Here is a 23,194-nt window from a genome sequence, read left to right on the forward strand (position 1 = left end):
TTCCGGATAACACTTTTATACTAGAGAGGATTGCGGTAAGAAAAGCTGCACCTGAAGGCCGCCACCACTGCGGTTTTGCAGGCTGATGCGGCCATCGTGCGCCTCTATGATTTCCCGGCACAGCGCCAGTCCAAGCCCGGTGCCCTGCTGTTTGGTGGAGTAGAATGGCAACAGTGCCTGGGACAAGACCTCTGGCGACATGCCCGGCCCCCGGTCGCTGACTTCTATCAGCACCCCGGGCTCACTCGATTGCTGACGACGCACTGACAGGCTCACTTCGCCGGGATCCGAGCCACTCTCATGGGCATTTTTAATGAGGTTAATCAGCACCTGTTGCAGCTGTATTTCGTCGGCCCACACCGGCTCGGCAGGTAATTCTCCCTCGATATTGAACGCCAGCTGCAACTTGAGTTCATGGCACAAACGGCCCATGTCCACCTCAGTCTTAATAGGCCGTGGCAGCCTGGCAAAACGGGCATAGCCTTCGATAAACTGCCCCAGATGCTCGGTGCGCTTGTCGATGGTATCGAATATCAGATTAAGCCTTGGCTCTTTCAGCCGCCCTGCCAGCACCCGGCCCGAGTTGACCATGGAGCGCATGGGCGCGAGGGAGTTATTCAGCTCATGGCTTATCACCCGAATAACCTTCTTCCACACCGCCACTTCCTGACGGTTAAGCTCCCGGGTCATCTGCTTGAGCAGAATAAGCTGATGCTCAAGACCGTTCAGGTGAAAACGGCTGCGACTCAGGTGCCAGGTCTCGGTCTCGCCGTCGCACTCCAAAGCAAACAAGCCATCGGTCCCCTCCTGCAACATGTGAGCCATGGCCTCATCCAGTTGGTCAGCCAGCCCAGCCATCGTCATGCCAGTCAGGGGCTTACCCCCCACCAGCCCATGACGCGCCGAGTCGTTGGCATAAATGATATGGCCGCTGCCATCAAGCAGCAGCATCAGATTGGGAGAATTCTGGATAACCTTGTCCAGCAGCAGTTCCCGCTGGTAGATATGCTGACGCTCGCGGCGCAGCTCCCCGGAGGCGCGATTAAAAAGCACCGCCAAATGCCCAAGCTCGGGGTCTTTACTCTGGGGTAAAGACACACTGAAATCATTGTCGATAAGATTAAGCAGCCCAAGTTCCATGGCCTTGATGGCATCATTCACAGGTCGGGTAAGCCAGGCGGTGACCAGCAGCGACATCAGGGCCCCCAGGAACAGTGCCAGCAGAGGCAAAGGAGATTGCCAGTCGCCCCCGAGCCAATAGGCCAGAGCACCGCCGATAAGCCAGCTTATCAGCACAATCAACATCAGCCTGCTTCTGAGGCTCAGAGTAAAGCTTTTGCCCATGGCCTTAGCCTTCACTCTTGGTGGATTTGACCTCAATGCCGAACTTTTCCATGCGCCGATAAAGGGCCTGACGGCTGAGACCAAAAGATTTGGCCACCCGGGCAATCACGCCGTCGTGGGCAGCGATGGCAGCCTCTATCTCGCTTCTGCTTGGTTCAGTGTGAAGGGGTTCGGTATTAAAAGGCTCCGAGTGATGGGAAACCGTGTTGGATGGCTTGGCCTGATTTGAAGCCATCATGGTTTGATTTGCCACAGGCTGCTGCAACGCCGTGGCCGGCATCAAACCGAAATCCGCCGCACTCAACACCTCATCTTTGGCCAGGATACAGGCTCTTTTGCAGGCGTTTTCCAACTCCCGCACATTGCCGGGCCAGGGATGGGCCAAAAGCGCTGCCTTGGCAGCGCCATCCAGCGCCCGCCCTCGGGTAAAGTGCTGCACCAGGGGCAGCACATCATCGCGGCGCTCACTCAAAGGCGGCAGCGCCAGTTCCACCACGTTCAGGCGGTAGAAGAGATCTTCGCGGAAACGGCCACTGTGAATATCCTGGCGCAAATCGGCATTGGTGGCGCTGAGCACCCTGACTTTACATTTGCGGGTCTGGTGGCTGCCGAGGCGCTCGAACTCGCCGGTTTGCAGCACCCGCAGCAGTTTTACCTGACCGCTAAGGGGCAGATTGCCAATCTCATCCAAAAACAGGGTGCCACCATCGGCGGCCTCAAAACGGCCGATACGGGCCTTGGTGGCGCCGGTAAAAGCACCTGCCTCGGCGCCAAAAAGCTCGGCTTCCATCAGCTCCATGGGCAAGGCGCCCACATTCACCTTGATAAAGGGTTTATCTTTTAGCGGGGAATTGGCGTGGAGAATGTCGGCAAGGCGGTCTTTACCCGCGCCGTTGGGGCCGGTGATAAGGACAGACACATCCGACTTGGCCAGCTGCAGCGCCAAATCGACACAGCGCTCCATGGCCGTGCTGCCAAACACCAGACCACAGAGATTGGCCTCGTGGATAATCGCGGTGCGTTCGGCCTTCTGGCGCTTAAGCTCGCCGTTTTCCCGGGACAGTTTGTGCAGCGAAATCAGGTTGCCAATGCTGGTGAGCAGTTTGGCGTCGTCCCAGGGCTTACCCAGATAATCGGCAGCGCCGGCTTTCATCAGCTCCACCGCCATCTCCAGCTCGGTCCAGGCCGTCAGCAGGATGATGGGGATCCCCGGACGACGCTCACGCAGGGCATGGAACAGCTCACGCCCTTCTTCACCACTGGTAGTATCGCGGGTGAAATTCATGTCCTGGATCACCAGCGAAAACTCGTGCTTCTCAATGGCATTGAGCGCCATGTCGGGGCTCTGCACGCAATGGCTTTTGTAACCGTTCAGTTCAAGCATCAGCGAAAGCGCTTGGCAAACGTCCAGATTGTCGTCGACGATTAATATCTTATCCATTTGAATACTTTGCTCTTTTGCAAAAAATCCTTTGCGGACACCTTAACCCATGGGGCCCGCAATTGCGAGCCCCGGGTCATGCTGATTGCCTCACTCAAACACTGCGGGTCGCGGTGGCCGGTGAGATATTGGCGGCCTTGCGGGCCGGCAGTATTACCGCCACCGTGGTCACCACAAACAGCAGCACCACTGTCATGGCCGGGTAACGCCAATCCAGTGCCGGCAGGCTGAAGAAGCTCATCAGGCGACGGCCCAGCTCAAAGGCCAGCAATACCCCCACCAGGGCACCCGTGCCAAGGATCAGGTAATTCTCGGTCAGGAACCAGCTCAGTATCGCGCCCTTGCTGGCCCCCAGCGCCCTGCGGGTGCCTATCTGCTTGGTGCGGCGCTCAATATTGAACATCACCATGCCCGACAGGCCCAGGGCGGTGATCACCAACAGCAGCACTATCATGCAGCCCAGCACAAAGGCCATCATGGCGTGGTTGGCATAGTTCCGCTCCCGGTTTTCGGCTATGGTGCTGAAGCCGCTGATCACCCGGCGCGGCTCATCCTTAAGCAAGGCCGCCTTGATGGTCTCCTTGAGCTCGGGAATATCAGCAGCCTCGGCCCGGATAATATAGCCGGCATTGGGGGAGCTCCCGTTGAAATCAATGTTCATGATAACGCTGTTTTCCAGATGCATATCATCGACCCAGGCACCCTGGAGACGTTCCACCACCCCCACCACGGTAATGGGTTCGTCATCGCCCTGGTACACTACCTTGCCAATGGGGGACTCCTCGCCCCAAAAGGCCCTGGCAAGTGTCTGGCTGAGAATCACCTCTCGTTGGATGCTTTTGTCTTCAAACCCCTTGAGTACCTGGCCCTTGTGGAAGTTACGGCCCTCCACCAGCCTGAGTCCAAGAGCATTGACCAGCTCTTCATCGCTCAGATAGAAGGCAAATTGTGGCAAGGATTTGGCATTTTCGGGATCCGGGCCATCGACGAAGCGATCGCTCCAGCCTGAACCACTCAGGGGCACCATATTGGTCGGGGCGGCGGCCTTGATGCCCGGCAGGCTGCGAAGAATCTCCAGATCCCGCTCATCCCTGGCAAGGAGATCCATATCCTCACCAAAATTGAACACAGAAAACTCAAAGGATTCGGTTTCGGTGATGCCTGAGGGTCTGGCCATCAGCTCCAGGCGCTGCTGAATAATGAAGGCCGCATTGGCCACTATGGCTACCGAGAGTATGATTTGCGCCAGCAACAATAATGGACCACTGCGGCTTCGCAGCATGGCGCTGAGTGTGGGTTTTATGGCAATCATGGCCGCTCCTTATTGGCTCTTGAGATAAACACTGGGTTTGGTTTTGCAAATCACCCAGGCAGGATACATACCGGCCAGCATCGCCGACACAATGGCAATGGTGGGAGCAATCACCCAGATGCTGGGGTCAAGATGGGTCATGGCCTCTTGCAGGAAGAACTTGTTGGCCAGGTACTGCAGCGCCGCCCAGGCCCACAGCAACCCCAGGGCACCGCCTATTGCACCAATACAACCCACCTCCACCAGGTGCTGTGCAAAGATCTGCCGCTTGCTGGCCCCGATAGCGCGGCGTACCCCCACCTCGGGAGCCCGCTTAAGGAACTTGGTCAGCATCAGGCCAAGAATGTTCACCAGACACACCAGCAGGAACAGCAGGCTGAGACCGATGAGGATTTTGTTATCTTCGGGCACCACCTTATGAAACTCCAGCAGGTCAGCCACGTTCATGGTTCTGGCCCAGGAGTCACGGCTCTTGTCGGTAAAACGCCCCAGTTGTTGCTGACTGTCCACATGGGCATTCAGATAGTCCTGGAAGGCCTTTCTCTGCTCGGGCGAGTCCAGCTCGGCCCAAAACAGCAACCAGGCTTTTTCCGATGCCATCCTGTCCTCATAGGTCCGCATGGGTTCAAACTTCCAGCCATTGGTGTTGCCCCATACCTCGAACTCCTCCATCGGCGTCAGGGAGAAAGGTACAAACAGCAACTCAGCATCCTGCATGCTGCCGGTGGTGAGGTCATAGTATCTGGGTTTGGGTGACCAGCTATCGGTAACGCCAACAATACGGTAGGGCTTGGCATTCAGATACAGGGTTTCACCCACGCTGTTGCGACCGTCAAAGAGCTTGTCGTTTAGCTCCTTGCCAATCACCACCAGGTACTCGGGCATCTCATCCACCGCCTTATCCCACACGCTGCCGTATAAAAAGGGCACAGAGAACATGGCGAAGAAGTCACTGTCAGTCACCCGGACGGACTGCATTTCGGCCTCTATATCCGGATTGTCCGTAGTAACCGCCTTGCCGGTACGGAACATGGCCGCCTGGCGCGCGGGCACAGTGCCGCGTCTCAGGCTCATCGCATCCTGGTAGGTGAGAATGGGGCTGTAGTCCCGCCAGGTATCCTGTCCCTGGGTCCAGAGTTGAACACCCAGCAGCTTATCGCTTCGCTCACCGGCAGGATTGGCACTCATCACCTGATGGACGTTGAGGGTCATGATGGTGATGCCGATACCAAAGGAGATGGCACATACCATCAAGAGCGACATCATGGGCGTCTTGCGAATCGAGCGCCAGGCGAGATCCAAATAGTGACTGAACATGGTTCCCCCCTTAACCGTTAACCACGGCGCGGCTGCTGAGGAAATCACACACCTGACCATCCACAATCTGGATATTGCGGGCGGCGCGGCGGGCCAGCTCGCCATCGTGGGTCACCATGATGATGGTGGTGCCCTGGCGGTTAATATCTTCCAAAAGCTCCATCACCTGACGGGCCATGAGGGAGTCAAGATTCCCCGTGGGCTCATCCGCCAGCAAAAAGCGGGGCTCACCAGCCAGAGCGCGGGCAATGGCCACCCGCTGCTGCTGACCACCTGATAGCTGCGATGGCAGATGCTTTTGTCTGGCAGCCAGTCCCACCTGGGACAGGGCCTGCTCCACCCGGCGCTTGCGCTCGCTGCTGCCAAAGCCACGGTAACGCAGGGGCAGCTCCACGTTTTCAGCCAGATTCAAATCCGGAATCAGGTTAAAACCTTGAAAAATGAAGCCAATTTTCTGATTTCGAACCCTGGCAGCCGCACTGTCGCTGAGGTTGGCCACGTTCTCGCCATCGAGCCAGTATTCGCCACCGGATGCATTCTCCAGCAAGCCGGCAATATTCAAAAAGGTGGTTTTCCCTGAGCCTGAAGGTCCTGTCACGGCCACAAACTCCCCTTCGGCCACCTCCAGGTTAAAGTCCCGCAGCGCATGGGTCTCCACCAGGTCAGTACGGAACAATTTATTGATATTCTTCATGGTTAACATGGTTCGCTTCCTTACTCGTTAATCTGTTTTGCTTGGATTGCCGCATCAGCGCAGCAACATCAGTCCCAATGCCGGGTTGGTGGCGAGCCACTGCGAGGCCATGGCAAGGGCCAACATCAACAGTGCAATCATCCAACCCAGGCGTCTTTGTTTCATTTCAGATGGCTCAATAGAGGCTGACATGCTCGGCCTGCTTCATCTTGTCGCTGCCGGAGATAATCCACTCATCACCGGCCTGGCCGCCTTCAAGCACCTGCACGTGGCTGACACTGCGGGCGCCAAGCTTGATGGGGGTGCGGCTGGCGATATCGCCTTCGATACGGTAGACATGATTACCGCCATCACTGACAAAGCTGCCACGGCGCACCATGAGTACATTTTCTAAGTTTTCCAGAAGGATACGGGCACTGAGCCGCTGGTTTTGTCTGAGTTTCAGCCCATCAGCGTTATCAAAACGCACCCGGGTGAGGACTTCGCCACGGCTCACTTCCGGTGAGATGGAGGCCAGGGTACCCGTGGTTTTAAGGCCGCCCAGGTCCAGCTCTACCGCCATGCCAAGCCCCAGTTCGTCGGCGTAGGATTCAGACACGGCCAATTCGGCTTCGAAGGCACTCAAGTCGACCACGGTCAGGATTGCCTGGCCGCGGCTTAGACGGGCTTTTTGTTCGGTAAGCCAGTTGCCGATAATGCCATCCACAGGGGCGACAACTTCAAGAGCCGCCACCTGACGGCGCAGGTCATCCACCACCAGCTGTTGCCGTTTAAGCTCCAGCGCCTTGTTTTTAAGCTCGAACGCCTGGGTGTCGGCCATCAGCGCCACTTCCTGCTCGGCATGGTCAAACCGCAGCTGCGCTTTTTTGTAGTCGTCTTTTACCTTTTCAAAGTCGATGCGGCTGATGAGTTCCTTGGCAATGAGCAAGTCGCCACGGCGGCTCTCACGCTCGGCGGCGTCGAGTTCTACCCTGGCGGTATCCAGCACCTGACGGGCACTGAGCTGCTCGCGGCGGGCGCTTAAGGTGGCGCGCTCTACTTCGCCTTCCAGCCCCGCCAGACGGGCCTGTTCCTGGGCCAGCGCATTGGTGAGCAAGGGGCTGTCGATGGTCGCCAGAATCTGGCCTCTGGATACTGTGTCACCGGGTTTGGCCAACAGGGTGACCATACCTTCGGCACTGGCATACATGACGGGCGCATTGGCAGCGACGATTTTGCCGTTGGAGACGATGTCACGCACCAGGGTGCCGCGGGTGATGGTAGCGGTCACCATCTCACTGCGCTTGACGGAATGCCCGGCAGAGATGCCGCTGTTACCCATGGCCCAGGCGGCCGCGATGGCAAACAGCGCCACACTGCCTGCAATCCACCCGATACGACGATACTTGTTTGGGGCCATAATTCTGTCTTGTCCGCTGGTATCCCTGATCATGCCTTGTCCTTCGCCGGTGTGTCCGGTCTTGGCTGATGAAACATATGATGCAGGGAGTAAAACAAATAGCGTGCCAAAACTCATTTTGGTTATCTTTCAATTAGATACGCGCAATTTATTTTACAACGAGTGTCCGCGGACAATGTAAAGTGTCCGCTTTAAAGGGTGAGTGTCCGCGCCCCTTAACGCCCTGTCCGGCCAGAAAACACAGAGCCCGTACAAACTTAATTATCCGGGCTCAATGGCTGCAAAGAGGCAAAAATATTGGCGGGGACGCCCGAATCAGAACGCCTGGGCAAACAACGTAAAGCAGCTGATCATACTCACAAACCACAGGCCGGATCGCAGCTTGTCCTGGTCATACAGGTACGCTAGGTGATAGCCCACCCGGGCAATCACATGCACCACAGCGGCCACTTCTGCGGTGCCATTGACCTTATCTGTAGCTATCACCACCAACGCCGCCAGGCCGAAAATCAACAAAGATTCGAAGGCATTTTGATGGCCTGCCAGGGCTCTGGCGCCAAATCCCTCGAGCCTGGCCTGCTGGCTGCGGGGATGGTGGTTATCGTAGCCACCCATTTTAGCCATGGCCACAGCGACAGGCCCCTTGGCCAGATAAGGCAGTAACATGGAAATCAATAAACACACGAGCAAGGTTGTCATGTAAGCTCCCGCTTAAAGGATGAAGAAGGTTTCATTTGTCATCGATAATTTAGCCAGCTAAAAACAAAGGCTTCAAGGGAATATTCAGGAGGCGGACCATGCATGCCATCTTTGTCCATGGATTGGGTCGTACCCCACTGTCCGGGTTCCCGATGCTCGCCACCTTACGGCGGGCAGGTATTCGCTGCCAGACCCTCGGCTATCTGGCCGCTGCGGAGCCTGTGGATGCAATTGTAAGGCGCCTTGGCAAACAAATTGCCCGACTGCCTGCCGATGAACCCTACATACTCATAGGTCATTCACTGGGCGGGGTTATCATCCGCACTCTGTTGAGTGCTTCACCCCCACAGCCCCAGCTGCCGTCTCACGTCTTTTTGCTCGGCTCACCGGTGCAACCGGCAAGGCTGGCCATAAAGCTTAAAACCAACGCCCTGTTTCGATTATTCAGTGGTGACGCAGGACAACTGCTTGGCAGTGGGCCGCGCATGGCGGCCATTGGCGAGCCCACCTCAGCGGGCGTCCCCTGCACTGTCATCAAAGGCACAGGGGGGATGCCCACCGGCGCCAAGGGCGCCAAACTGCCGCCCTTCTACGGCGAAGAAAACGATGGCGTGGTGTCTGTTTCCGAGGTTACGGCGCCCTGGCAGCGCAATAATCCCCTGTGTGAGCTGGTTTCACTGCCATTGCCCCACACGCTGCTGCCATCCAGCCCTGCCATGGGAAGGCTCATCATTGCGCGGCTGCGAAGCTCAGGCTTGATAACTTAGCGTTCATCACCATCAGGATTCAGTACTGCTGTACCTGGGTAATAACGATGGGCGGCACAAACAAAAATGCCACCTAAGCTATTGACCTTGCTCCGGTGGCACTCTGGTGGTTCAAATGCTAAGAAAGGACTATCTTTTCGCAGGCGGCTTTGGCCTCAGCTACGTTCTTCGCCTCTTTACCTTCCCGCTCCATTTTAAACTCAAAATAAAGGTCCTGAACGGCCGGCATCTTTTCAGTATTGTGCGCTGCAGGTGCCCAATCCCATTTACCGATAACATTCACCATGCTGCCAACGAACATGTCTTCAGGATAGGAGTTTTTTATCTGATAACCATCAACTTTGCCTTCGGCATTGATGGATACCACCATCTGAACACAGCCATTTTTGCTTAAACGCACGGCTTCCCTTGGATAGCTTGGCGTCACCATTTTCTTGGCTTTCCAATAAGAACCCCGCTCATCCCTTTCCGCTGTGAGGTCCTTATATCCCGGCTTATAGGGATTGGTATCCAATGTTTGACAGCCAGCCAGTACCAAGAGTCCAACGCCAATCAAATAGCTTTTGCGCATATGCCAACTTCCTTGTTTTGAGAAAATTAAAAACTGCTTCAAACTTAACAGCTTGGGCACAAAAACACAACAATTGGTCAAACTTGTTACCGAGTAAAATCATCACCCTCGTCAGGACGACATATCAAATGAACCAGAGCATGGAGAATACCCCCTGCAAGTGGGACTCACCTGCCCTACTGACGCGCCTTATCCAACGCCTGACAGAGCACCTCCACACCATCAATTGCCCTTGGGCCGGCGCGGTGCAGCAGGTCGGCATCAAGGGCATAGATGTGGCCCTTGGCTACCGCTGGTACCTCTGGCCACTGCTGCCAGTCAATGCCGTTGATATTGCCCTCATCCTGGCTGCGTAAAATCACCTCGGGCGTCTTCTGCAATACCGTTTCTATGCTGACCTGAGGGTAGTCGCCCTGGGTGTCCAGAAACACGTTTTCACCATGGCAGGTTTGGATAATCTGCTCAATCCAGCTGCCTTTTCCGACCGTCATCAGAGGTTGTGACCACAGCTGATAAAACAGCCGAACTTTGGGCTTGGCGGCATACTCCTGACGTATAGCACCGAGCCGGGCAAGATAGTCATCGGCTACCTGCTGCGCCTGTGCCTCCCTGCCGGTTAATTTGCCCAGGGCAAGCAGCTCTTGCCCCACTTGCTCCAGGGTCTTGGGATTGCTGTGGAACAGGGTAAAGCCAAACTTCTTCAGCATCTCCAGGTCTTCGGCGCGATTGCCCCCTTCCCAGGTCACTATCAAATCCGGCTTCAGTGCCAACACCTGCTCCATCTGAATACCGTAATAGCCGCCGATGCGGGGAATGGCTTTGGCCGCCTCGGGATAATCGGCATGATCCGTGGTGGCAACAATGGCATCACCGGCGCCAATGGCGTAGAGCATTTCCACCGAATGGGGAGAAAGCGCAATAATGCGCTCGGCGCGCCCCGCTTCAGCCAGGGCAAGCTGAGGAGTCAGTGCCAGCAACACTATAAAATACGACAGGATTTTCAATGGCTTCTCCAATTTTTATCTTCCTTGGGCTTGGCCCAGCACTATAGCCCAAAGCCCACAGGTGGCATAGTCTGCCAAAGGTGGATACCCGAGAAGCAGGGATAATTCCCTTCCCGCCTTGCCCTTTGAGACCGCGATACTTAAAATCTGCCCACCCTCACAGCAGAAGAACACCCTATGACTCATTTGACTCTCACCCGCCCCGATGACTGGCATATTCACCTGCGCGACGGCGAATCGCTCGCCGACACAGTGCGCGACGCCGGCCGTTACATGGGCCGCGCCATTGTGATGCCCAATCTGGTGCCACCTGTGACCAACACAGAGGCTGCGATGGCTTACTACGAGCGTATCAAGGCCCACAGCAGCACCGCCTTCGAACCTTTGATGGTGCTGTACCTCACCGACAAGACCAGCCCGGATGAAATCCGCGCCGCCAAGGCCTCCGGCAAGGTAGTTGCCGCCAAGCTGTATCCTGCCGGTGCCACCACCAACTCAGATTCCGGCGTGACCGACGTCAGGAACATCTATGGCGTGCTCAAGGCCATGGAAGAAGAAGGTTTGCTGCTGCTGGTACACGGTGAAGTCACTGATTCTGCTATCGATATCTTCGACCGTGAGCGTATCTTTATCGAGAATATTCTCTCCAAAGTGGTGGCAGACTTCCCCGGCCTCAAGATAGTGCTGGAGCACATCACCACCAAGGATGCGGTGGATTTCGTGATGTCAGCCGGTGATAACGTCGCCGCCACCATCACAGCTCATCACCTGCTGTACAACCGCAACCATATGCTGGCCGGCGGCATTCGCCCGCACTTCTACTGTCTGCCCATCCTTAAGCGCAACACCCACCAGCAGGCCCTGCTGGCAGCGGCCACCAGTGGCAGCAAGAAGTTTTTCCTTGGCACCGATTCGGCGCCACATGCCAAAGACAAAAAAGAAGCCGCCTGTGGCTGCGCAGGCTCTTACACTGCCCACGCGGCACTGGAACTGTACGCTGAAGCCTTTGAGGCTGAAGGCGCACTGGACAAGCTGGAAGCCTTTGCCAGCTTCAATGGCCCGGACTTCTATGGCCTGCCCCGCAATGCAGACACAGTCACCCTGGTGAAAAGCCCCTGGCAGGTGCCCGAGTCTTATCCCCTCGGCGGCGCCACTGTGGTGCCTATCCGTGCCGGTGAAATCATTGGCTGGAAAGTCGAAGACTGACGGTGCCTCTGTCAGACCCTTGGCAGCCACCAGGCTGTTAATAAAAAGCCGCGATCATGCGGCTTTTTCTATTGTTGAGTTAAGCCGGCTCGCTCAAAAGCGAAGCACCAGTTTTGGCAGAGCGTTCGGCGTTATCGCAAATGCCATGGGTCAGGATTGGATGTAAGACGGCGCTTGGCAAACCAAAAATCAGCGCGGGTTAACAATCCCGTACAAATCCCCGTCAACCCGAGGAAAAGCCGGTCAAAACCACACGGCAGGTCAGCTGCGGTTCAGCTCATTCTGCTACCCTGCCCGGGTGATGGTTGGCAGCGGCAAAATCCTGAAATTTCGCCGACAAAGATGGGGTAAAACATGAGATTGCTGGTAAGTACGATTTTGGCCTTGTGTCTGGTGAGCGCTTGTACCAGTAAGCCCGTACTGGAACTCGACAATCTGCTGGTGCCAGTGAGCCGCTCCGGTGCCACCATGCCGCTGGAGCAGGTCGAGCAAAGCATTCTGACTGCCACCCGCAAACGGGGCTGGGTGTCACGGGTGGTGGAGCCCGGTCTGATTGAAGCCCAGATATCGGTGCGAAGTCACGGCGCCAACGTGCTGATTCCCTTCAGCCAGCAAAGCTATTCCATTCATTACAAAGACAGCGCCAATCTCGACTTTGATGAAGGCAGTATCCACAGAAACTACAACAAGTGGGTCCATAACCTGTCCGGGAGCATACGACTGGAGCTGCAAAGCAACAGTCAGCGCCTCTGAAGGGGATAAATAAAAAAGGAAGCGCTGCGCTTCCTTTTTAATGGATTCTGAACCTGCCACTATTTGGGAGCTGTTTGCTCCTTAGTTGCTGGATCGTCAGACTCATCAGTTGCCTGCACTTCCACCACCACCTTTTGCACCAGTTTCACCCGGCCGCTTTTCACCAGCGCATCCCGCAGCACATATTCAATCTGGGCATTGAGGCTTCGAAGCTCATCGTCCGACCAACGTTGCATGGCTGCCAGTACATCGCTGCTTATCCGCAAGGGGTAGGCTTTCTTACTCATAGGCGCCTCAATACAGGCTGCCGGTATTGACCACAGGCTGAGTACTCTTATCGCCACACAGTACCACCAGCAGATTACTCACCATCACCGCCTTGCGCTCTTCATCCAGCTCCACCACGTTTTGGGCTTTTAACCGCTCCAGTGCCATTTCCACCATGCCCACGGCACCCTCAACGATTTTGGCCCGGGCGGCGATGATGGCGGTGGCCTGCTGACGCTGCAACATGGCACTGGCAATTTCCTGGGCATAGGCCAGGTGGCTTATACGGGCTTCCAGCACTGTGACACCGGCGCGGCCAAGACGCTCCTGGATTTCCTGTTTGAGCTTATCGGCAATCGCCTGGGGATGGCTCCTCAGTGCCACTTCGTTTTCATCCTGGGGATCGTAAGCGTAGCTGCTGGCCATGTTGCGAAGCGCCGCTTCACTTTGAATAGACACATAGCTTTCGTAATCATCCACCTCAAATACCGCCTCGGCACTGTCGGTAACCGACCAGACCACTATCGTGGCGATTTCGATGGGGTTGCCCAGGTTATCGTTCACCTTGATTTTGGCGCTTTCAAAGTTACGGATACGCAGGGATATGGTGCGCTTGGCAAAGAGGGGGATGGTCCAGCGCAGCCCCGTGTTTCTCACCGAGCCCACGTAACTGCCGAACAGTGTCAGCACCTTGGCCTGATTGGGCTGCACCATAAAAAAGCCAGGCCAGCAAAGGGCGGTCAATACATTACCTATCACGCCACCATATTGAGGGCCTGTCGCCATCATGGCAAAAAACACCAGATGCAGGGCGATAAGCACCACAAACACCAGATAGCCACTGAGGGAAAATCCACGTTTTTCTTGTACCATGATTCACTCCAATTGATATCACTTTGATATCAAATTTAGAGATGATTAAAAAAAGATCAATCAGCAATTTGTAAATCTTGTGTCAGAAACCCGCCAATAACGAAGCGCTGCCCAATAAATTAAATTGCAATTAGCTGTTTTTAATAAAAAAACACGGTTTACTCCGTGCTTTTTTATGGTGGTGAATGCTGACTAGAATCGGTATTTCACGTTCGCCGTGATTTGGCGCTGTTGGCCGTAGAAACAGTCCCCCCGCGCCAGGCAACTGGTGATAACCGTTCTGTCGCTGAGGTTATCGAGATTGAGCGTCATATCCCAACTCTCCCATTCGTAGCCCAGCATCATATCCCACATCTGATAGCTATCTGTCTGCAAAGCCCTGTGGGCATAGCTGCCATCCGGCAACAGCACATCCACGCTGCCATCTGACGTTTGCCCCACATACCGATAGCCCAGGCCCATCTTGAGCCCCGGCAGCCAATTATCAGGCCGATAGGTTGCCCACACAGACAGCATATTGTCCGGCATAGCGGCCAAACGCGCGCCCTGCTCGTACAGCTTGTCGGTGACCTTGATTTCAGAGTCGCTGTACGCATAGCTGCCGTACAGATCCCAGTGTTCCCACTCAAGCTGCGCCTCAAGTTCGATACCACGAATTTCCACCTCACCCAGCTGACTCATGGCATCCGGCGTATCCTGAGTCACCCGATTGGACTCTACAATGCGATAGCCGGCCAGAGTGATAAGGTGCTCAGTCCCCTCCGGCTGATACTTAATCCCCCCCTCCCACTGCTGACCTTCCCTTGGCTTATACACCTCACCGGACTTGGACACCCCGGCGATGGGATTGAACGACTCGGAATAGCTGACATAGGGCGAAATGCCGCCGCTGAAGGCATACATAAGCCCGGCCCTGGCGGTGGTGGCCGAAGGTGATGTCTTAATGCCGGCGGTGTTTTTCACATCCAGACTGTCGTGCCTGAGTCCCAGGCTGAGTACCCAGTCATTCCAGCGCATGGAGTCCTGCACATATAGGCCCAGCTGACGCTGGCTGGCACTGGGGTTATCCCTGATAACCTCATCACCGGGCAGGGTGACTTGCCCATACACAGGCTGGTAGACATCAATCAAACCACCCTGACCGGAGAGATAGGCGCTGTCGTTATCTGTCACCACATCCTGATAGTCGGTGCCAACCGTGACCCTGTGGGTTAAGGCCCCGGTGTCAAACTCACCGTGGAGCTGAAGATCTGTGGTGAAGGCACTGGCGCTGGCGTCGCTCAGGTACACAGAGCGCAGCAACTCGCGCTTGTTGTCCTGAAACTTGGGCGGCCAGGCATACAGGGTGCGGTATTCGGCGCTGGAGTCCATTTGCCTTGCTGCCCAGTTGAGCTGAAGTCCGGATTCAAACTCGTGCTCCAGCTTCAGGGTGACCGAGTGCTGCCGGGTATCGTATCTGTCCCATCCCGGCTCGCTGACAAAGCGCTCGCTGGGGATCTGGCCGTATTTGGCCGGTAACAGGGTGCCTTCGTGGGGGAAAAACTGGGTGCTGGATCCGGTGTGATTATCCTGAAAATAGGTCAGCAGGGTCAGCCTGGTATTGTCGGTCACATAAAAGCTGACGGAAGGCGCCACAAAGAAGGCATCGTCGGCCACGTGCTCGGTTTGGCTGTTGGCGTCGCGCACCAGCGCAGTCAGGCGGTAGAGTACATTGGCATCCTCATCGAAAGCGCCGGTAAAGTCACCGGCCAGCTGCTTGCGCTGATAATTGCCGAGCTGGGCCCAGATTTCGTTGCTGCGCGCCGCCGTGGGCTGCTTGGTGACCATATTGACTATGCCACCGGTGCTGCCCTGACCAAAGAGGACAGACGAAGGGCCCTTAAGAATTTCAACCTGTTGCAACAGATAAGGATTGGGGCGGGCATTGTTGTAGTTGCCAAACAGCAGCTGCAAACCATCGAGGTAGCTCACCGGCGCCACCGAGCGAATTTGCGACCAGTCGCCACGGGAGTCCATGCCGTAGGGGCCATTGTAAACACCGGCCACGTAACCCAGGGCATCCTGCAGTGTCTCGGCGCCCAGATCGGTAATGCGCTTTTCGGTGAGCACAGACACAGACACAGGGGTTTCGACCACGGGTACATTGCTCTTGCTGGCAGAGGCACTGACAAAGGAAATCAGGCCGCGGCTGCTCAACACCTGGATCCGCTCGATGTCGGTATTTTCCGTTTCATCCGCAGTCCTGGCATCGGATAACTCGCTCTGCTCTGGTGTCGCCTTCTTTTCAACCTGTGCGTCTGCCTGAACCTTTTCTGCAGCAAGCCAACATCGCCAGCCACAGCAGTGAATAGCCTTGGTGCTTAGTCGCTTTCATACATCCCCCGAATGAGTAACCCTGTTAAAATCGTCGGGAGATTATCATTTTGAGAATAATTCTCAATTGCAAAATAAGAAATTTACAAACCGCTGAAATCATGAAGATTGTAAAGAAGACTTCTGTGGTGATTGACCTGAAATTCACCCGGGATGCAGGCCATAAACAATGGCGACGTGCCATCAGGATAGCCACTCGAGAGCCAAAGCAATCAACATAAAGGCAACAAATGTACGCATTCCCTCTTGCCCGGTGGAAACCTAATGATAAAGTGTGACTCCCCATCCCCTGCAGCGGGAAAAAGTTGCAGGAAATTACAACAAAGGAATGAATAAGATGACTTTCCCCATTAAGCGCCTGCTTGCTGTTGCGTTGACTTCAGCGCTCCTGGGTGGCTGTGCCCCCTCTTCGTATCAGGTAAAGACGCCAGCCCCTTCCAACGCTGGCTACGCAAAAACCACCACCAATGAGTTTTCCCCGCTGCAACTTGTCGATATGCGCAGCGACAAGAAAACCTTCAGCTATGGCATACTCCCGGCCGAGCTGAAGCTCAATAAGGCGCCCCTTGCACCCGTGGCCTTTTTGCAGGAACACACGGATAAAGAGCTGGCGGCCCGGGGGATCAATCCAAGCGCCGTCGCAGCGCCGCTCAAAGTCGATGTGCTCAAGCTGGCGATGCGTAACCACCGCACCAATGCCTATACCCCTTTCATCACCTTCACCATGCTGAGTGCCGACGTGCATACGCCAGAAGGCATCAAGCGGGTGGGAGTGTTCGTTAAACGCGGCAAGGTACCTGTGTGGAGCTTCGATGAAATCATCGAGCCAACCCTGAACGAACCTCTGTCGCTGTTGGTAAAAGAATTTGCCGCCAAGGTGAATGCGCTGGTGTATCAGCAGCAGATTTCAGACGATGATGTGAATGCACTGATAGCCAAGACCAAACAATCAGATGATTATCTGGATGTGTATCAGCTTGGTTTTGGCAACAACAAAACTGCCGTGCCTTTCCTGAAAGAACTGCTCAAGTCAGACGAAGAATATGTGCGCCTGGCGGCCATTTCTTCTCTGGGTATTCTCGATGCCGAAGAAGAACTGGAAACCCTAAAAGGCGTGTTCGCCACTGCCGACAATTGGTCAGATAAAGCCATGGCCGTCAAAGCCATTGCCGACCTGAACCTGGAAGAGGGCAACCGCTTTATCCGTGACGTACAGTCAAGCTTCAAAGACAGCAAAGAAAAAGACTGGGGCAACATGCTGATTGGTTTGTACCTGTAATCCACGGAATACAGAGATTAAACCCATAAAAAAACCGGCCAGTTGGCCGGTTTTTTATTTGTTCACACAGCTTACGCCTGAGGACGCATAGCCGGGAACAGGATCACGTCACGAATGGTGTGAGTGTTGGTAAACAGCATCACCAGACGGTCGATACCAATGCCCTGACCGGCAGTGGGTGGCAGACCGTGTTCCAGCGCTGTGATGAAGTCAGCATCGTAGAACATGGCTTCGTCGTCACCGGCGTCCTTGGCTTCTACCTGCGCCTTGAAACGGTTGTCCTGATCTTCAGCATCGTTAAGCTCGCTGAAGCCGTTGGCCACTTCACGGCCACCGATGAAGAACTCGAAGCGGTCGGTGATGAAGTCGTTACCATCGCTGCGGCGGGCCAGAGGCGAAATGTCCGCTGGGTAGCCGGTGATGAAGGTAGGCTGCATCAGCTTGGGCTCGGCAGTCTCACCGAAGATTTCTTCCAGAAGCTGACCACAGCTCCAGAAGGATTCGGTTTCGATGCCCACGTCCTTGGCAAGCTTACGCATGAAGTCGATGTTCTTCACTTCTTCGTAGGTCATGGCCTGGATGGTGGCGTTGTCCGGGTTGTAGTGCTTGATGGCTTCCAGCATGCTCATACGGGTGTATGGGCCGCCGAAATCAATCACGTGCTCGCCGTAAGGCAGTTTGGTGTCACCCAGCAGTTCCTTGGCGATGCTGGAGAGCATCTCTTCGGTCAGATCGATAAGGTCGTTGTAATCGGCGTAGGCCATATAGAATTCCATCATGGTGAATTCCGGGTTATGGCGTGGCGACAGACCTTCGTTACGGAAGTTACGGTTGATTTCGAACACACGCTCAAAACCACCCACAACCAGACGCTTCAGGTACAGCTCCGGGGCAATACGCAGGTACATTTCGATGTCCAGCGCATTGTGATGGGTGACGAAAGGACGGGCAGAGGCGCCGCCTGGGATCACGTGCATCATTGGGGTTTCAACTTCCATGAACTCTTTTTTGATCATGAAGTTACGGATAGCAGCAACCACTTTTGAGCGCATTTTGAAGGCTTCACGTGAGTCTTCGTTCACGATGAGGTCAACATAACGCTGGCGGTAGCGGGTTTCCTGGTCGGTCAGACCGTGGAACTTTTCAGGCAGTGGGCGCAGCGCCTTGGTCAGCAGCTCGTAGCGCTCCATGTTCACATAGAGGTCGCCCTTGCCGGACAGGTGCAGGGTGCCTTCCACGCCGACGATGTCACCGATATCCAGACCGGCATAACGGTCTTTCAAGTCGGCCTGTACGCCTTTGTCGGCATAGGCCTGAATGCGGCCGGATACGTCCTGCAGTACCAGGAAGGGGCCACGCTTGGCCATTACACGGCCGGCGATGGCGGTTTGGAAACCCAGGGCTTCCAGCTCTTCCTTGGTCTTGTCACCGAACTGTGCCTGAAGTTCAGCGGCCTTGTGTTTACGGCGGAAGGTGTTCGGGTGACCATTGGCTGGGCAGTTCTTGCGGACGTGTTCCAGCTTGGCACGACGTTCAGCAATCAGCTTATTCTCGTCTTGGATGTGTTCAGTCATCGTCTCTTCTCGCAGTAAATTACAGCCCGGATTTAAGGCTGGCTTCAATAAACTTGTCCAGATCGCCGTCCAGCACCGATTGGGTGTTGCGGGTCTCTACGCCGGTACGCAAATCCTTGATACGGGAGTCATCCAGTACATAAGAACGGATTTGGCTACCCCAGCCGATGTCAGACTTGGCATCTTCGGCGGCCTGCTTTTCAGCGTTTTGCTTTTGCAGCTCCAGCTCATAAAGCTTGGCTTTCAGCTGCTTCATGGCGGTGTCTTTGTTCTTGTGCTGTGAGCGGTCGTTCTGACACTGCACCACGGTATTGGTGGGCAAGTGGGTAATACGTACCGCAGATTCTGTCCGGTTTACGTGCTGACCACCGGCACCCGAGGCGCGGTAAACGTCGATACGCAGATCGGCCGGATTGATATCAATCTCGATGTCATCATCGATTTCCGGATACACAAACACAGAGCAGAACGAGGTGTGACGACGGCCGCTGGAGTCGAATGGCGACTTACGCACCAAACGATGTACACCGGTTTCGGTGCGCAGCCAGCCATAGGCATACTCGCCGGTAAACTTGATGGTGGCACTCTTGATACCGGCCACGTCACCGTCTGACACTTCAATCAATTCAGGTTTGAAGTCGTGGGCTTCACCCCAACGCAGGTACATGCGCAGCACCATTTCGGCCCAGTCCTGGGCTTCGGTACCACCGGAGCCGGACTGAATGTCCAGGTAACAGTCAGAGGGATCCTGTGGGCCGGAGAACATACGGCGGAACTCCAGATCCTCAAGGCTCTTCTCAAGCTCATCGAGCTCGGCCTTGGCATCTTCAAAGGTGCCTTCGTCTTCTTCCTCAACAGCCAGTTCCAGCAGGCCTTCCACATCTTCCAGACCCGAATCCAGAGTGTCTATGGTCTTGACCACATTCTCCAGGCTGGCGCGTTCTTTGCCCAGTGCCTGAGCACGCTCGGGGTTGTTCCAGACATCTGAGCTCTCAAGCTCACGGGTAACTTCTTCCAGACGCTCTTTTTTGGCGTCGTAGTCAAAGATACCCCCTAAGGAGCATAGTGCGCTGGGCCAGCTCCTTAATTTTGAATTTAACCGGATTGATTTCAAACATGGTGATTCAACTTAAATCGATTGGATAACGGAAAAAATAACGGCGTATTCTACCAAAGTGACCGCCTGGTTACCAGTTAAGCATCCGGCTTTGTCCGGGGCTTTTTGTACCATTTTTCCCTCTGCAATCCCCTTGATTCTGCCGCACTCTTGCACCCTGATGTGGTAAGCCATCAAATAGCGGGCACCAACCGGGCCGGGCTTATCATCGCCCACCACGCCCATCGATGGCCACAGCCCGTTGGGGAACAAGCATAATCCCCCTTCTGGCAGGGTCGCAGCGCCTGTCTATACTGTTGACATGGACGAGAAAATACCCGTGTGCTGCTATCACGAAGATGAAGGATTTTCATGCTCGGAACCCGCAGGTCCCAGTGGTCTGTGTTACTGGCATGACCCCCGCATCACCAAAGATGGCCCTGACGACAAAGCCAAACTCGAAGCATATGCCCGCAAGGGCGGTATGCTCAGGGGCGTGCATCTCAAACGTGCCGAGCTTGCCGGTATCGACCTGGTAAAACACCACAGCAAAACCGGCTATGACATGAGCCATGCCGAACTGTACCGGGCTAATCTGAACGGCGCTCACATGTTTAATCTCAATCTGGAAAGCGCCAGTTTGATGAAGGCCGATCTGCGGGAGGCCAATGTTCACTGCGCCAATCTGGTTAATACCAATTTGCTTGGTATAAAGTGGATGGGCGCCAAAATTGAAAACATCAATACCGGCAAACTGCTCAAGCAAGAACGCATGGCCATGGAGGCCGAGCGGGTGGGTGAGATGGAAATTGCACTGGATTATTTCGAGCAGGCAGAAGAAATTTACCGCGACCTGCGCAAGGCCGCCGAGCGCGAAGGCCTGTTCGCCATGGGCGGGCATTTTATTCAGCGCGAGCTGACCATGCGCCGCCACCAGTTGCCCAAGTATTCCCGGGCCCGGCTGACCTCAAAGATAATCGACCTCTTCTGCGGCTATGGCGAATCCCCCGGGCGGGTTATCGGCTTTTCCATGGTGCTCATTCTCATTTGCGCCATCTGTTATTTTTTCACTGGCCTGAGCTACGGCGGCAACATACATGTGTTCAGGCAAGAAAACACCTTTATGATGAATTTTTACTTATTTTTTAACTGCATATATTACTCGGTTGTGACATTCACCACCCTGGGGTACGGCGACTTTACCCCCATAGGCTTTTCCCGCCTGATAGCCGCCATCGAAGCCTTCACCGGCAGCTTTACCATCGCCCTATTCGTGGTGGTATTCGTAAAGAAAATGACCCGCTGAGCAGCGCTGGAAAACGCCGTTCCCTATTCCCCATTCCCCATTCCCCATTCACCATTCCCCATTCCCCATTCCCCATTCACCATTCACAATTCCCCCATCCCCATTAAGCCAAAAGGCACCCGAAGGTGCCTTTTTCACGCTAACACACAATCACACCTTGAACTGCCCCACCAGGGTGGCGAGCTGCGCTCCTTCGGTGGACACGGTGCGGCTGACAGAGCGCGCCTCCTGGCTGGAGGCCAGCAGGGCATTGACGATTTCCTGAATGGCATACACATTGCGGTTAATCTCTTCGGTCACAGAGCTTTGCTCGGTGGCCGCCGCCGCAATCTGGGTGCTCATATCATTAATGGCGGTAACGGCGCTGGTCACAGAACCCAGACTCTCTGAAATGGCCGTTGAAGCTTCCACCGAACGCTGACAACTGTGCTGGCTCTCTTCCATGGTCTTCACCGCCGATGACACCAATCGGTGCAGGTCGGTCAACATTTCATTGATTTCAAGCGTACTTGCCTGGGTTCGACTGGCAAGATTTCGCACCTCGTCGGCCACCACCGCAAAGCCCCTGCCCTGCTCACCGGCCCGCGCCGCCTCAATGGCCGCGTTCAGCGCCAGCAAGTTGGTTTGCTCGGCAATGCCGCCAATCACAGACAACACAGAATTGATTTTTTGCGACTGTTCACTTAACGACTGAATATTGGCCGCGGCATCGTTGACCTGTGACATCAGGTTCGAAATCTCCGTCAGCGAACTGTCAACACAGGCCTGGGCTTTCGCCACATCGCCGGTGGCGGCCTGGGTTGCCTCAGCCACCTGAGTGGTATTTTGAGCTACCTCGGCGGCGGTGGACGACATCTCAGTGATGGCGGTGACCACCTGATCGGTCTCATTGTTGTGGCTGTTGAGCTGACTGGCCATCTCTGTGGTCTGGCGGTCTATATCAACGGCGGCCTGCTTTACCCGCCCCGTGGTATCGGCCACATCACGGATAATGCCCTGCAGCTTGTCCACAAATTGGTTAAAGGCAGTACCGAGCTCGGCAATTTCATCCTCACCGCGAACGCTGAGGCGCGCCGTGAGATCCCCTTCCCCCCGGGCGATATCGTTGAGGCTGTCGACCATGGCTCGAATGGGTTTCACCATCCGATGGGCGGCACTCCAAATGGCTACCAGGGTGATAAAGGCCAGTACCAGCGACATCATAAAGATGGCCACAGCCTTTTCCAACATGGCCTGACGCGCGCTCTGGGAGTAGGCTTCAACCGCGGCATCTATGTCGTCCAGATAAGCGCCTGTGCCCAAGAGCCAGTCTTTTCCGGGAATGGGTGCAGCATAACCGATTTTAACCACCAGCCCCTCGACCCCGGGCTTGGGATACACGTAGTTAAAAAAGCCGCCGCCGCGTTTGGCCGCATCAATCAACCCCACCACTATCTTGGTTCCCTGGGGATCCGTCATACCAATCTGTGGCGTACCTTCCAATGCCGGGTTGGTGGCATGGAACACGTTCGCCCCCTGATAGTCGTAGATAAAGAAGTAGCCCGCACTGCCAAATCTCAGCGGCCGCAGGGCATCATTGATATTGCCGTTTTGCCCCAGGCTGACCTGATGGGCAACCACCGCCAGGGCAATCTGGGTAGCCTCCTGAAGCTGTTGTTGCCGCTCATTAACCAGCTTCTCCTGAAACAGCGCAACCGAGTCGTCCAGAGCCTGGCTCTCGACTTGCCAGGAATAGCTCATCACCGCAGTGAGGATCAGCACCAAAGGCACCATAGCCAAAAGCAAAAGTTTGTTTCTCAGACTGTAGTTAGACATGGATATGGACATATACCGCTCCTTCGATAAGCTCTCGGTGCCGGGATTTATATGTGTTGAGTATAGCCCTACAACTCGAGGCTGATAGTGGCGTGTTCAATACC

At 55.3% G+C, this 23,194-nt stretch carries 22 protein-coding genes; 5 read left to right on the plus strand and 17 right to left on the minus strand.

From position 1 onward, the window contains the following. Positions 1–15: 15 nt before the first annotated feature. From JQC75_RS14755 to JQC75_RS14790, 8 genes are all read right to left on the minus strand, one after another. On the minus strand, positions 16–1,344 hold the full coding sequence (locus JQC75_RS14755) for a sensor histidine kinase (protein WP_203324800.1): 1,329 nt from the start codon (positions 1,342–1,344) through the stop codon (positions 16–18). 4 nt (positions 1,345–1,348) lie between these two features. Then, positions 1,349–2,785 carry a sigma-54-dependent transcriptional regulator gene (locus tag JQC75_RS14760; RefSeq protein ID WP_203324801.1) on the minus strand — a complete coding sequence of 479 codons (1,437 nt, stop codon included), beginning with the start codon at positions 2,783–2,785 and terminating at the stop codon, positions 1,349–1,351. 94 nt (positions 2,786–2,879) lie between these two features. Further along, positions 2,880–4,097: an ABC transporter permease gene (locus JQC75_RS14765; protein WP_203324802.1), complete on the minus strand. Its 1,218-nt coding sequence runs from the start codon at positions 4,095–4,097 to the stop codon at positions 2,880–2,882. Positions 4,098–4,106: 9 nt separating this feature from the next. Further along, the gene (locus tag JQC75_RS14770; protein WP_203324803.1) at positions 4,107–5,414 is read right to left on the minus strand and encodes an ABC transporter permease; all 1,308 of its coding nucleotides are present in this window, start codon (positions 5,412–5,414) and stop codon (positions 4,107–4,109) included. A 10-nt stretch (positions 5,415–5,424) separates the two neighbouring features. After that, positions 5,425–6,117: an ABC transporter ATP-binding protein gene (locus tag JQC75_RS14775; protein WP_203324804.1), complete on the minus strand. Its 693-nt coding sequence runs from the start codon at positions 6,115–6,117 to the stop codon at positions 5,425–5,427. Between the two features lie 45 nt (positions 6,118–6,162). After that, a complete protein-coding gene (locus tag JQC75_RS14780; protein WP_157608342.1) occupies positions 6,163–6,300 on the minus strand; it encodes a hypothetical protein in 138 nt (45 codons plus the stop codon). Further along, entirely contained in the window at positions 6,284–7,540 is a 1,257-nt protein-coding gene (locus JQC75_RS14785; RefSeq protein ID WP_203324805.1) for an efflux RND transporter periplasmic adaptor subunit, read from the minus strand. Before JQC75_RS14785 ends, JQC75_RS14780 begins: the two co-directional genes overlap by 17 nt. 282 nt (positions 7,541–7,822) lie before the next feature. Continuing rightward, positions 7,823–8,206, minus strand: coding sequence for an MAPEG family protein (locus JQC75_RS14790; protein WP_203324806.1), 384 nt, complete (start codon positions 8,204–8,206; stop codon positions 7,823–7,825). Between the two features lie 98 nt (positions 8,207–8,304). Between JQC75_RS14790 and JQC75_RS14795 the strand changes: the two genes are divergently transcribed. Beyond that, on the plus strand, positions 8,305–8,973 hold the full coding sequence (locus tag JQC75_RS14795) for an esterase/lipase family protein (protein ID WP_203324807.1): 669 nt from the start codon (positions 8,305–8,307) through the stop codon (positions 8,971–8,973). Positions 8,974–9,091: 118 nt separating this feature from the next. Here the strand turns inward: JQC75_RS14795 and JQC75_RS14800 are convergent, their stop codons facing one another. Both JQC75_RS14800 and JQC75_RS14805 read right to left on the minus strand, forming a co-directional pair. Next, positions 9,092–9,586, minus strand: a complete 495-nt coding sequence (locus JQC75_RS14800; RefSeq protein ID WP_203324808.1) for an energy transducer TonB — start codon at positions 9,584–9,586, stop codon at positions 9,092–9,094. A 134-nt stretch (positions 9,587–9,720) separates the two neighbouring features. After that, the gene (locus JQC75_RS14805; RefSeq protein WP_476707507.1) at positions 9,721–10,542 is read right to left on the minus strand and encodes a cobalamin-binding protein; all 822 of its coding nucleotides are present in this window, start codon (positions 10,540–10,542) and stop codon (positions 9,721–9,723) included. A gap of 183 nt (positions 10,543–10,725) precedes the next feature. Between JQC75_RS14805 and pyrC the strand changes: the two genes are divergently transcribed. Next, a complete protein-coding gene (pyrC, locus tag JQC75_RS14810) occupies positions 10,726–11,754 on the plus strand; it encodes a dihydroorotase (protein ID WP_203324809.1) in 1,029 nt (342 codons plus the stop codon). Between the two features lie 354 nt (positions 11,755–12,108). Further along, positions 12,109–12,507, plus strand: coding sequence for a hypothetical protein (locus tag JQC75_RS14815; protein WP_203324810.1), 399 nt, complete (start codon positions 12,109–12,111; stop codon positions 12,505–12,507). Between the two features lie 59 nt (positions 12,508–12,566). Here the strand turns inward: JQC75_RS14815 and JQC75_RS14820 are convergent, their stop codons facing one another. The 3 genes from JQC75_RS14820 to JQC75_RS14830 all read right to left on the minus strand — a co-directional run bounded on the left by JQC75_RS14820 (position 12,567) and on the right by JQC75_RS14830 (position 15,846). Next, positions 12,567–12,794: a type II toxin-antitoxin system antitoxin gene (locus JQC75_RS14820; RefSeq protein ID WP_203324811.1), complete on the minus strand. Its 228-nt coding sequence runs from the start codon at positions 12,792–12,794 to the stop codon at positions 12,567–12,569. A 7-nt stretch (positions 12,795–12,801) separates the two neighbouring features. After that, positions 12,802–13,647, minus strand: coding sequence for an SPFH domain-containing protein (locus JQC75_RS14825; RefSeq protein WP_203324812.1), 846 nt, complete (start codon positions 13,645–13,647; stop codon positions 12,802–12,804). 192 nt (positions 13,648–13,839) lie between these two features. Further along, positions 13,840–15,846, minus strand: coding sequence for a TonB-dependent siderophore receptor (locus JQC75_RS14830; RefSeq protein ID WP_239002018.1), 2,007 nt, complete (start codon positions 15,844–15,846; stop codon positions 13,840–13,842). Positions 15,847–16,357: 511 nt separating this feature from the next. On the opposite strand from JQC75_RS14830, the gene JQC75_RS14835 reads away from it, so the two are divergent. Further along, positions 16,358–17,299, plus strand: coding sequence for a HEAT repeat domain-containing protein (locus JQC75_RS14835; RefSeq protein ID WP_203324813.1), 942 nt, complete (start codon positions 16,358–16,360; stop codon positions 17,297–17,299). Between the two features lie 71 nt (positions 17,300–17,370). On the opposite strand, the gene lysS is transcribed toward JQC75_RS14835, so the two are convergent. The 3 genes from lysS to JQC75_RS14850 form a co-directional block, all read right to left on the minus strand. Next, positions 17,371–18,873 carry a lysine--tRNA ligase gene (gene lysS / locus JQC75_RS14840; RefSeq protein WP_203324814.1) on the minus strand — a complete coding sequence of 501 codons (1,503 nt, stop codon included), beginning with the start codon at positions 18,871–18,873 and terminating at the stop codon, positions 17,371–17,373. A gap of 19 nt (positions 18,874–18,892) precedes the next feature. Continuing rightward, a protein-coding gene (gene prfB / locus JQC75_RS14845; RefSeq protein WP_203324815.1) for a peptide chain release factor 2 occupies positions 18,893–19,991 on the minus strand; the annotation gives its coding sequence in 2 pieces (ribosomal slippage) (positions 18,893–19,915 and positions 19,917–19,991; 1,098 coding nt in all). 11 nt (positions 19,992–20,002) lie between these two features. Further along, positions 20,003–20,242: a hypothetical protein gene (locus tag JQC75_RS14850; RefSeq protein ID WP_203324816.1), complete on the minus strand. Its 240-nt coding sequence runs from the start codon at positions 20,240–20,242 to the stop codon at positions 20,003–20,005. A 49-nt stretch (positions 20,243–20,291) separates the two neighbouring features. Between JQC75_RS14850 and JQC75_RS14855 the strand changes: the two genes are divergently transcribed. Next, the gene (locus tag JQC75_RS14855; RefSeq protein WP_203324817.1) at positions 20,292–21,275 is read left to right on the plus strand and encodes an ion channel; all 984 of its coding nucleotides are present in this window, start codon (positions 20,292–20,294) and stop codon (positions 21,273–21,275) included. Positions 21,276–21,425: 150 nt separating this feature from the next. Here the strand turns inward: JQC75_RS14855 and JQC75_RS14860 are convergent, their stop codons facing one another. Beyond that, the gene (locus JQC75_RS14860; protein ID WP_203327240.1) at positions 21,426–23,090 is read right to left on the minus strand and encodes a methyl-accepting chemotaxis protein; all 1,665 of its coding nucleotides are present in this window, start codon (positions 23,088–23,090) and stop codon (positions 21,426–21,428) included. Positions 23,091–23,194 lie beyond the last annotated feature (104 nt).

The organism is Shewanella litorisediminis, from assembly GCF_016834455.1.
Lineage (GTDB): Bacteria > Pseudomonadota > Gammaproteobacteria > Enterobacterales > Shewanellaceae > Shewanella > Shewanella litorisediminis.

Excerpts from the sequence above, each read along its gene's own strand:
- JQC75_RS14825 (WP_203324812.1), bottom strand. The coding sequence starts at position 13,647 with ATGGTACAAGAAAAACGTGGATTTTCCCTCAGTGGCTATCTGGTGTTT.
- JQC75_RS14780 (WP_157608342.1), bottom strand. The coding sequence starts at position 6,300 with ATGTCAGCCTCTATTGAGCCATCTGAAATGAAACAAAGACGCCTGGGT.
- JQC75_RS14835 (WP_203324813.1), top strand. The coding sequence starts at position 16,358 with ATGACTTTCCCCATTAAGCGCCTGCTTGCTGTTGCGTTGACTTCAGCG.
- JQC75_RS14775 (WP_203324804.1), bottom strand. The coding sequence starts at position 6,117 with ATGTTAACCATGAAGAATATCAATAAATTGTTCCGTACTGACCTGGTG.
- JQC75_RS14785 (WP_203324805.1), bottom strand. The coding sequence starts at position 7,540 with ATGATCAGGGATACCAGCGGACAAGACAGAATTATGGCCCCAAACAAG.
- lysS (WP_203324814.1), bottom strand. The coding sequence starts at position 18,873 with ATGACTGAACACATCCAAGACGAGAATAAGCTGATTGCTGAACGTCGT.
- JQC75_RS14820 (WP_203324811.1), bottom strand. The coding sequence starts at position 12,794 with ATGAGTAAGAAAGCCTACCCCTTGCGGATAAGCAGCGATGTACTGGCA.
- JQC75_RS14755 (WP_203324800.1), bottom strand. The coding sequence starts at position 1,344 with ATGGGCAAAAGCTTTACTCTGAGCCTCAGAAGCAGGCTGATGTTGATT.
- pyrC (WP_203324809.1), top strand. The coding sequence starts at position 10,726 with ATGACTCATTTGACTCTCACCCGCCCCGATGACTGGCATATTCACCTG.
- JQC75_RS14765 (WP_203324802.1), bottom strand. The coding sequence starts at position 4,097 with ATGATTGCCATAAAACCCACACTCAGCGCCATGCTGCGAAGCCGCAGT.
- JQC75_RS14815 (WP_203324810.1), top strand. The coding sequence starts at position 12,109 with ATGAGATTGCTGGTAAGTACGATTTTGGCCTTGTGTCTGGTGAGCGCT.
- JQC75_RS14770 (WP_203324803.1), bottom strand. The coding sequence starts at position 5,414 with ATGTTCAGTCACTATTTGGATCTCGCCTGGCGCTCGATTCGCAAGACG.
- JQC75_RS14760 (WP_203324801.1), bottom strand. The coding sequence starts at position 2,785 with ATGGATAAGATATTAATCGTCGACGACAATCTGGACGTTTGCCAAGCG.
- JQC75_RS14860 (WP_203327240.1), bottom strand. The coding sequence starts at position 23,090 with ATGTCTAACTACAGTCTGAGAAACAAACTTTTGCTTTTGGCTATGGTG.
- JQC75_RS14855 (WP_203324817.1), top strand. The coding sequence starts at position 20,292 with ATGGACGAGAAAATACCCGTGTGCTGCTATCACGAAGATGAAGGATTT.
- JQC75_RS14790 (WP_203324806.1), bottom strand. The coding sequence starts at position 8,206 with ATGACAACCTTGCTCGTGTGTTTATTGATTTCCATGTTACTGCCTTAT.
- JQC75_RS14795 (WP_203324807.1), top strand. The coding sequence starts at position 8,305 with ATGCATGCCATCTTTGTCCATGGATTGGGTCGTACCCCACTGTCCGGG.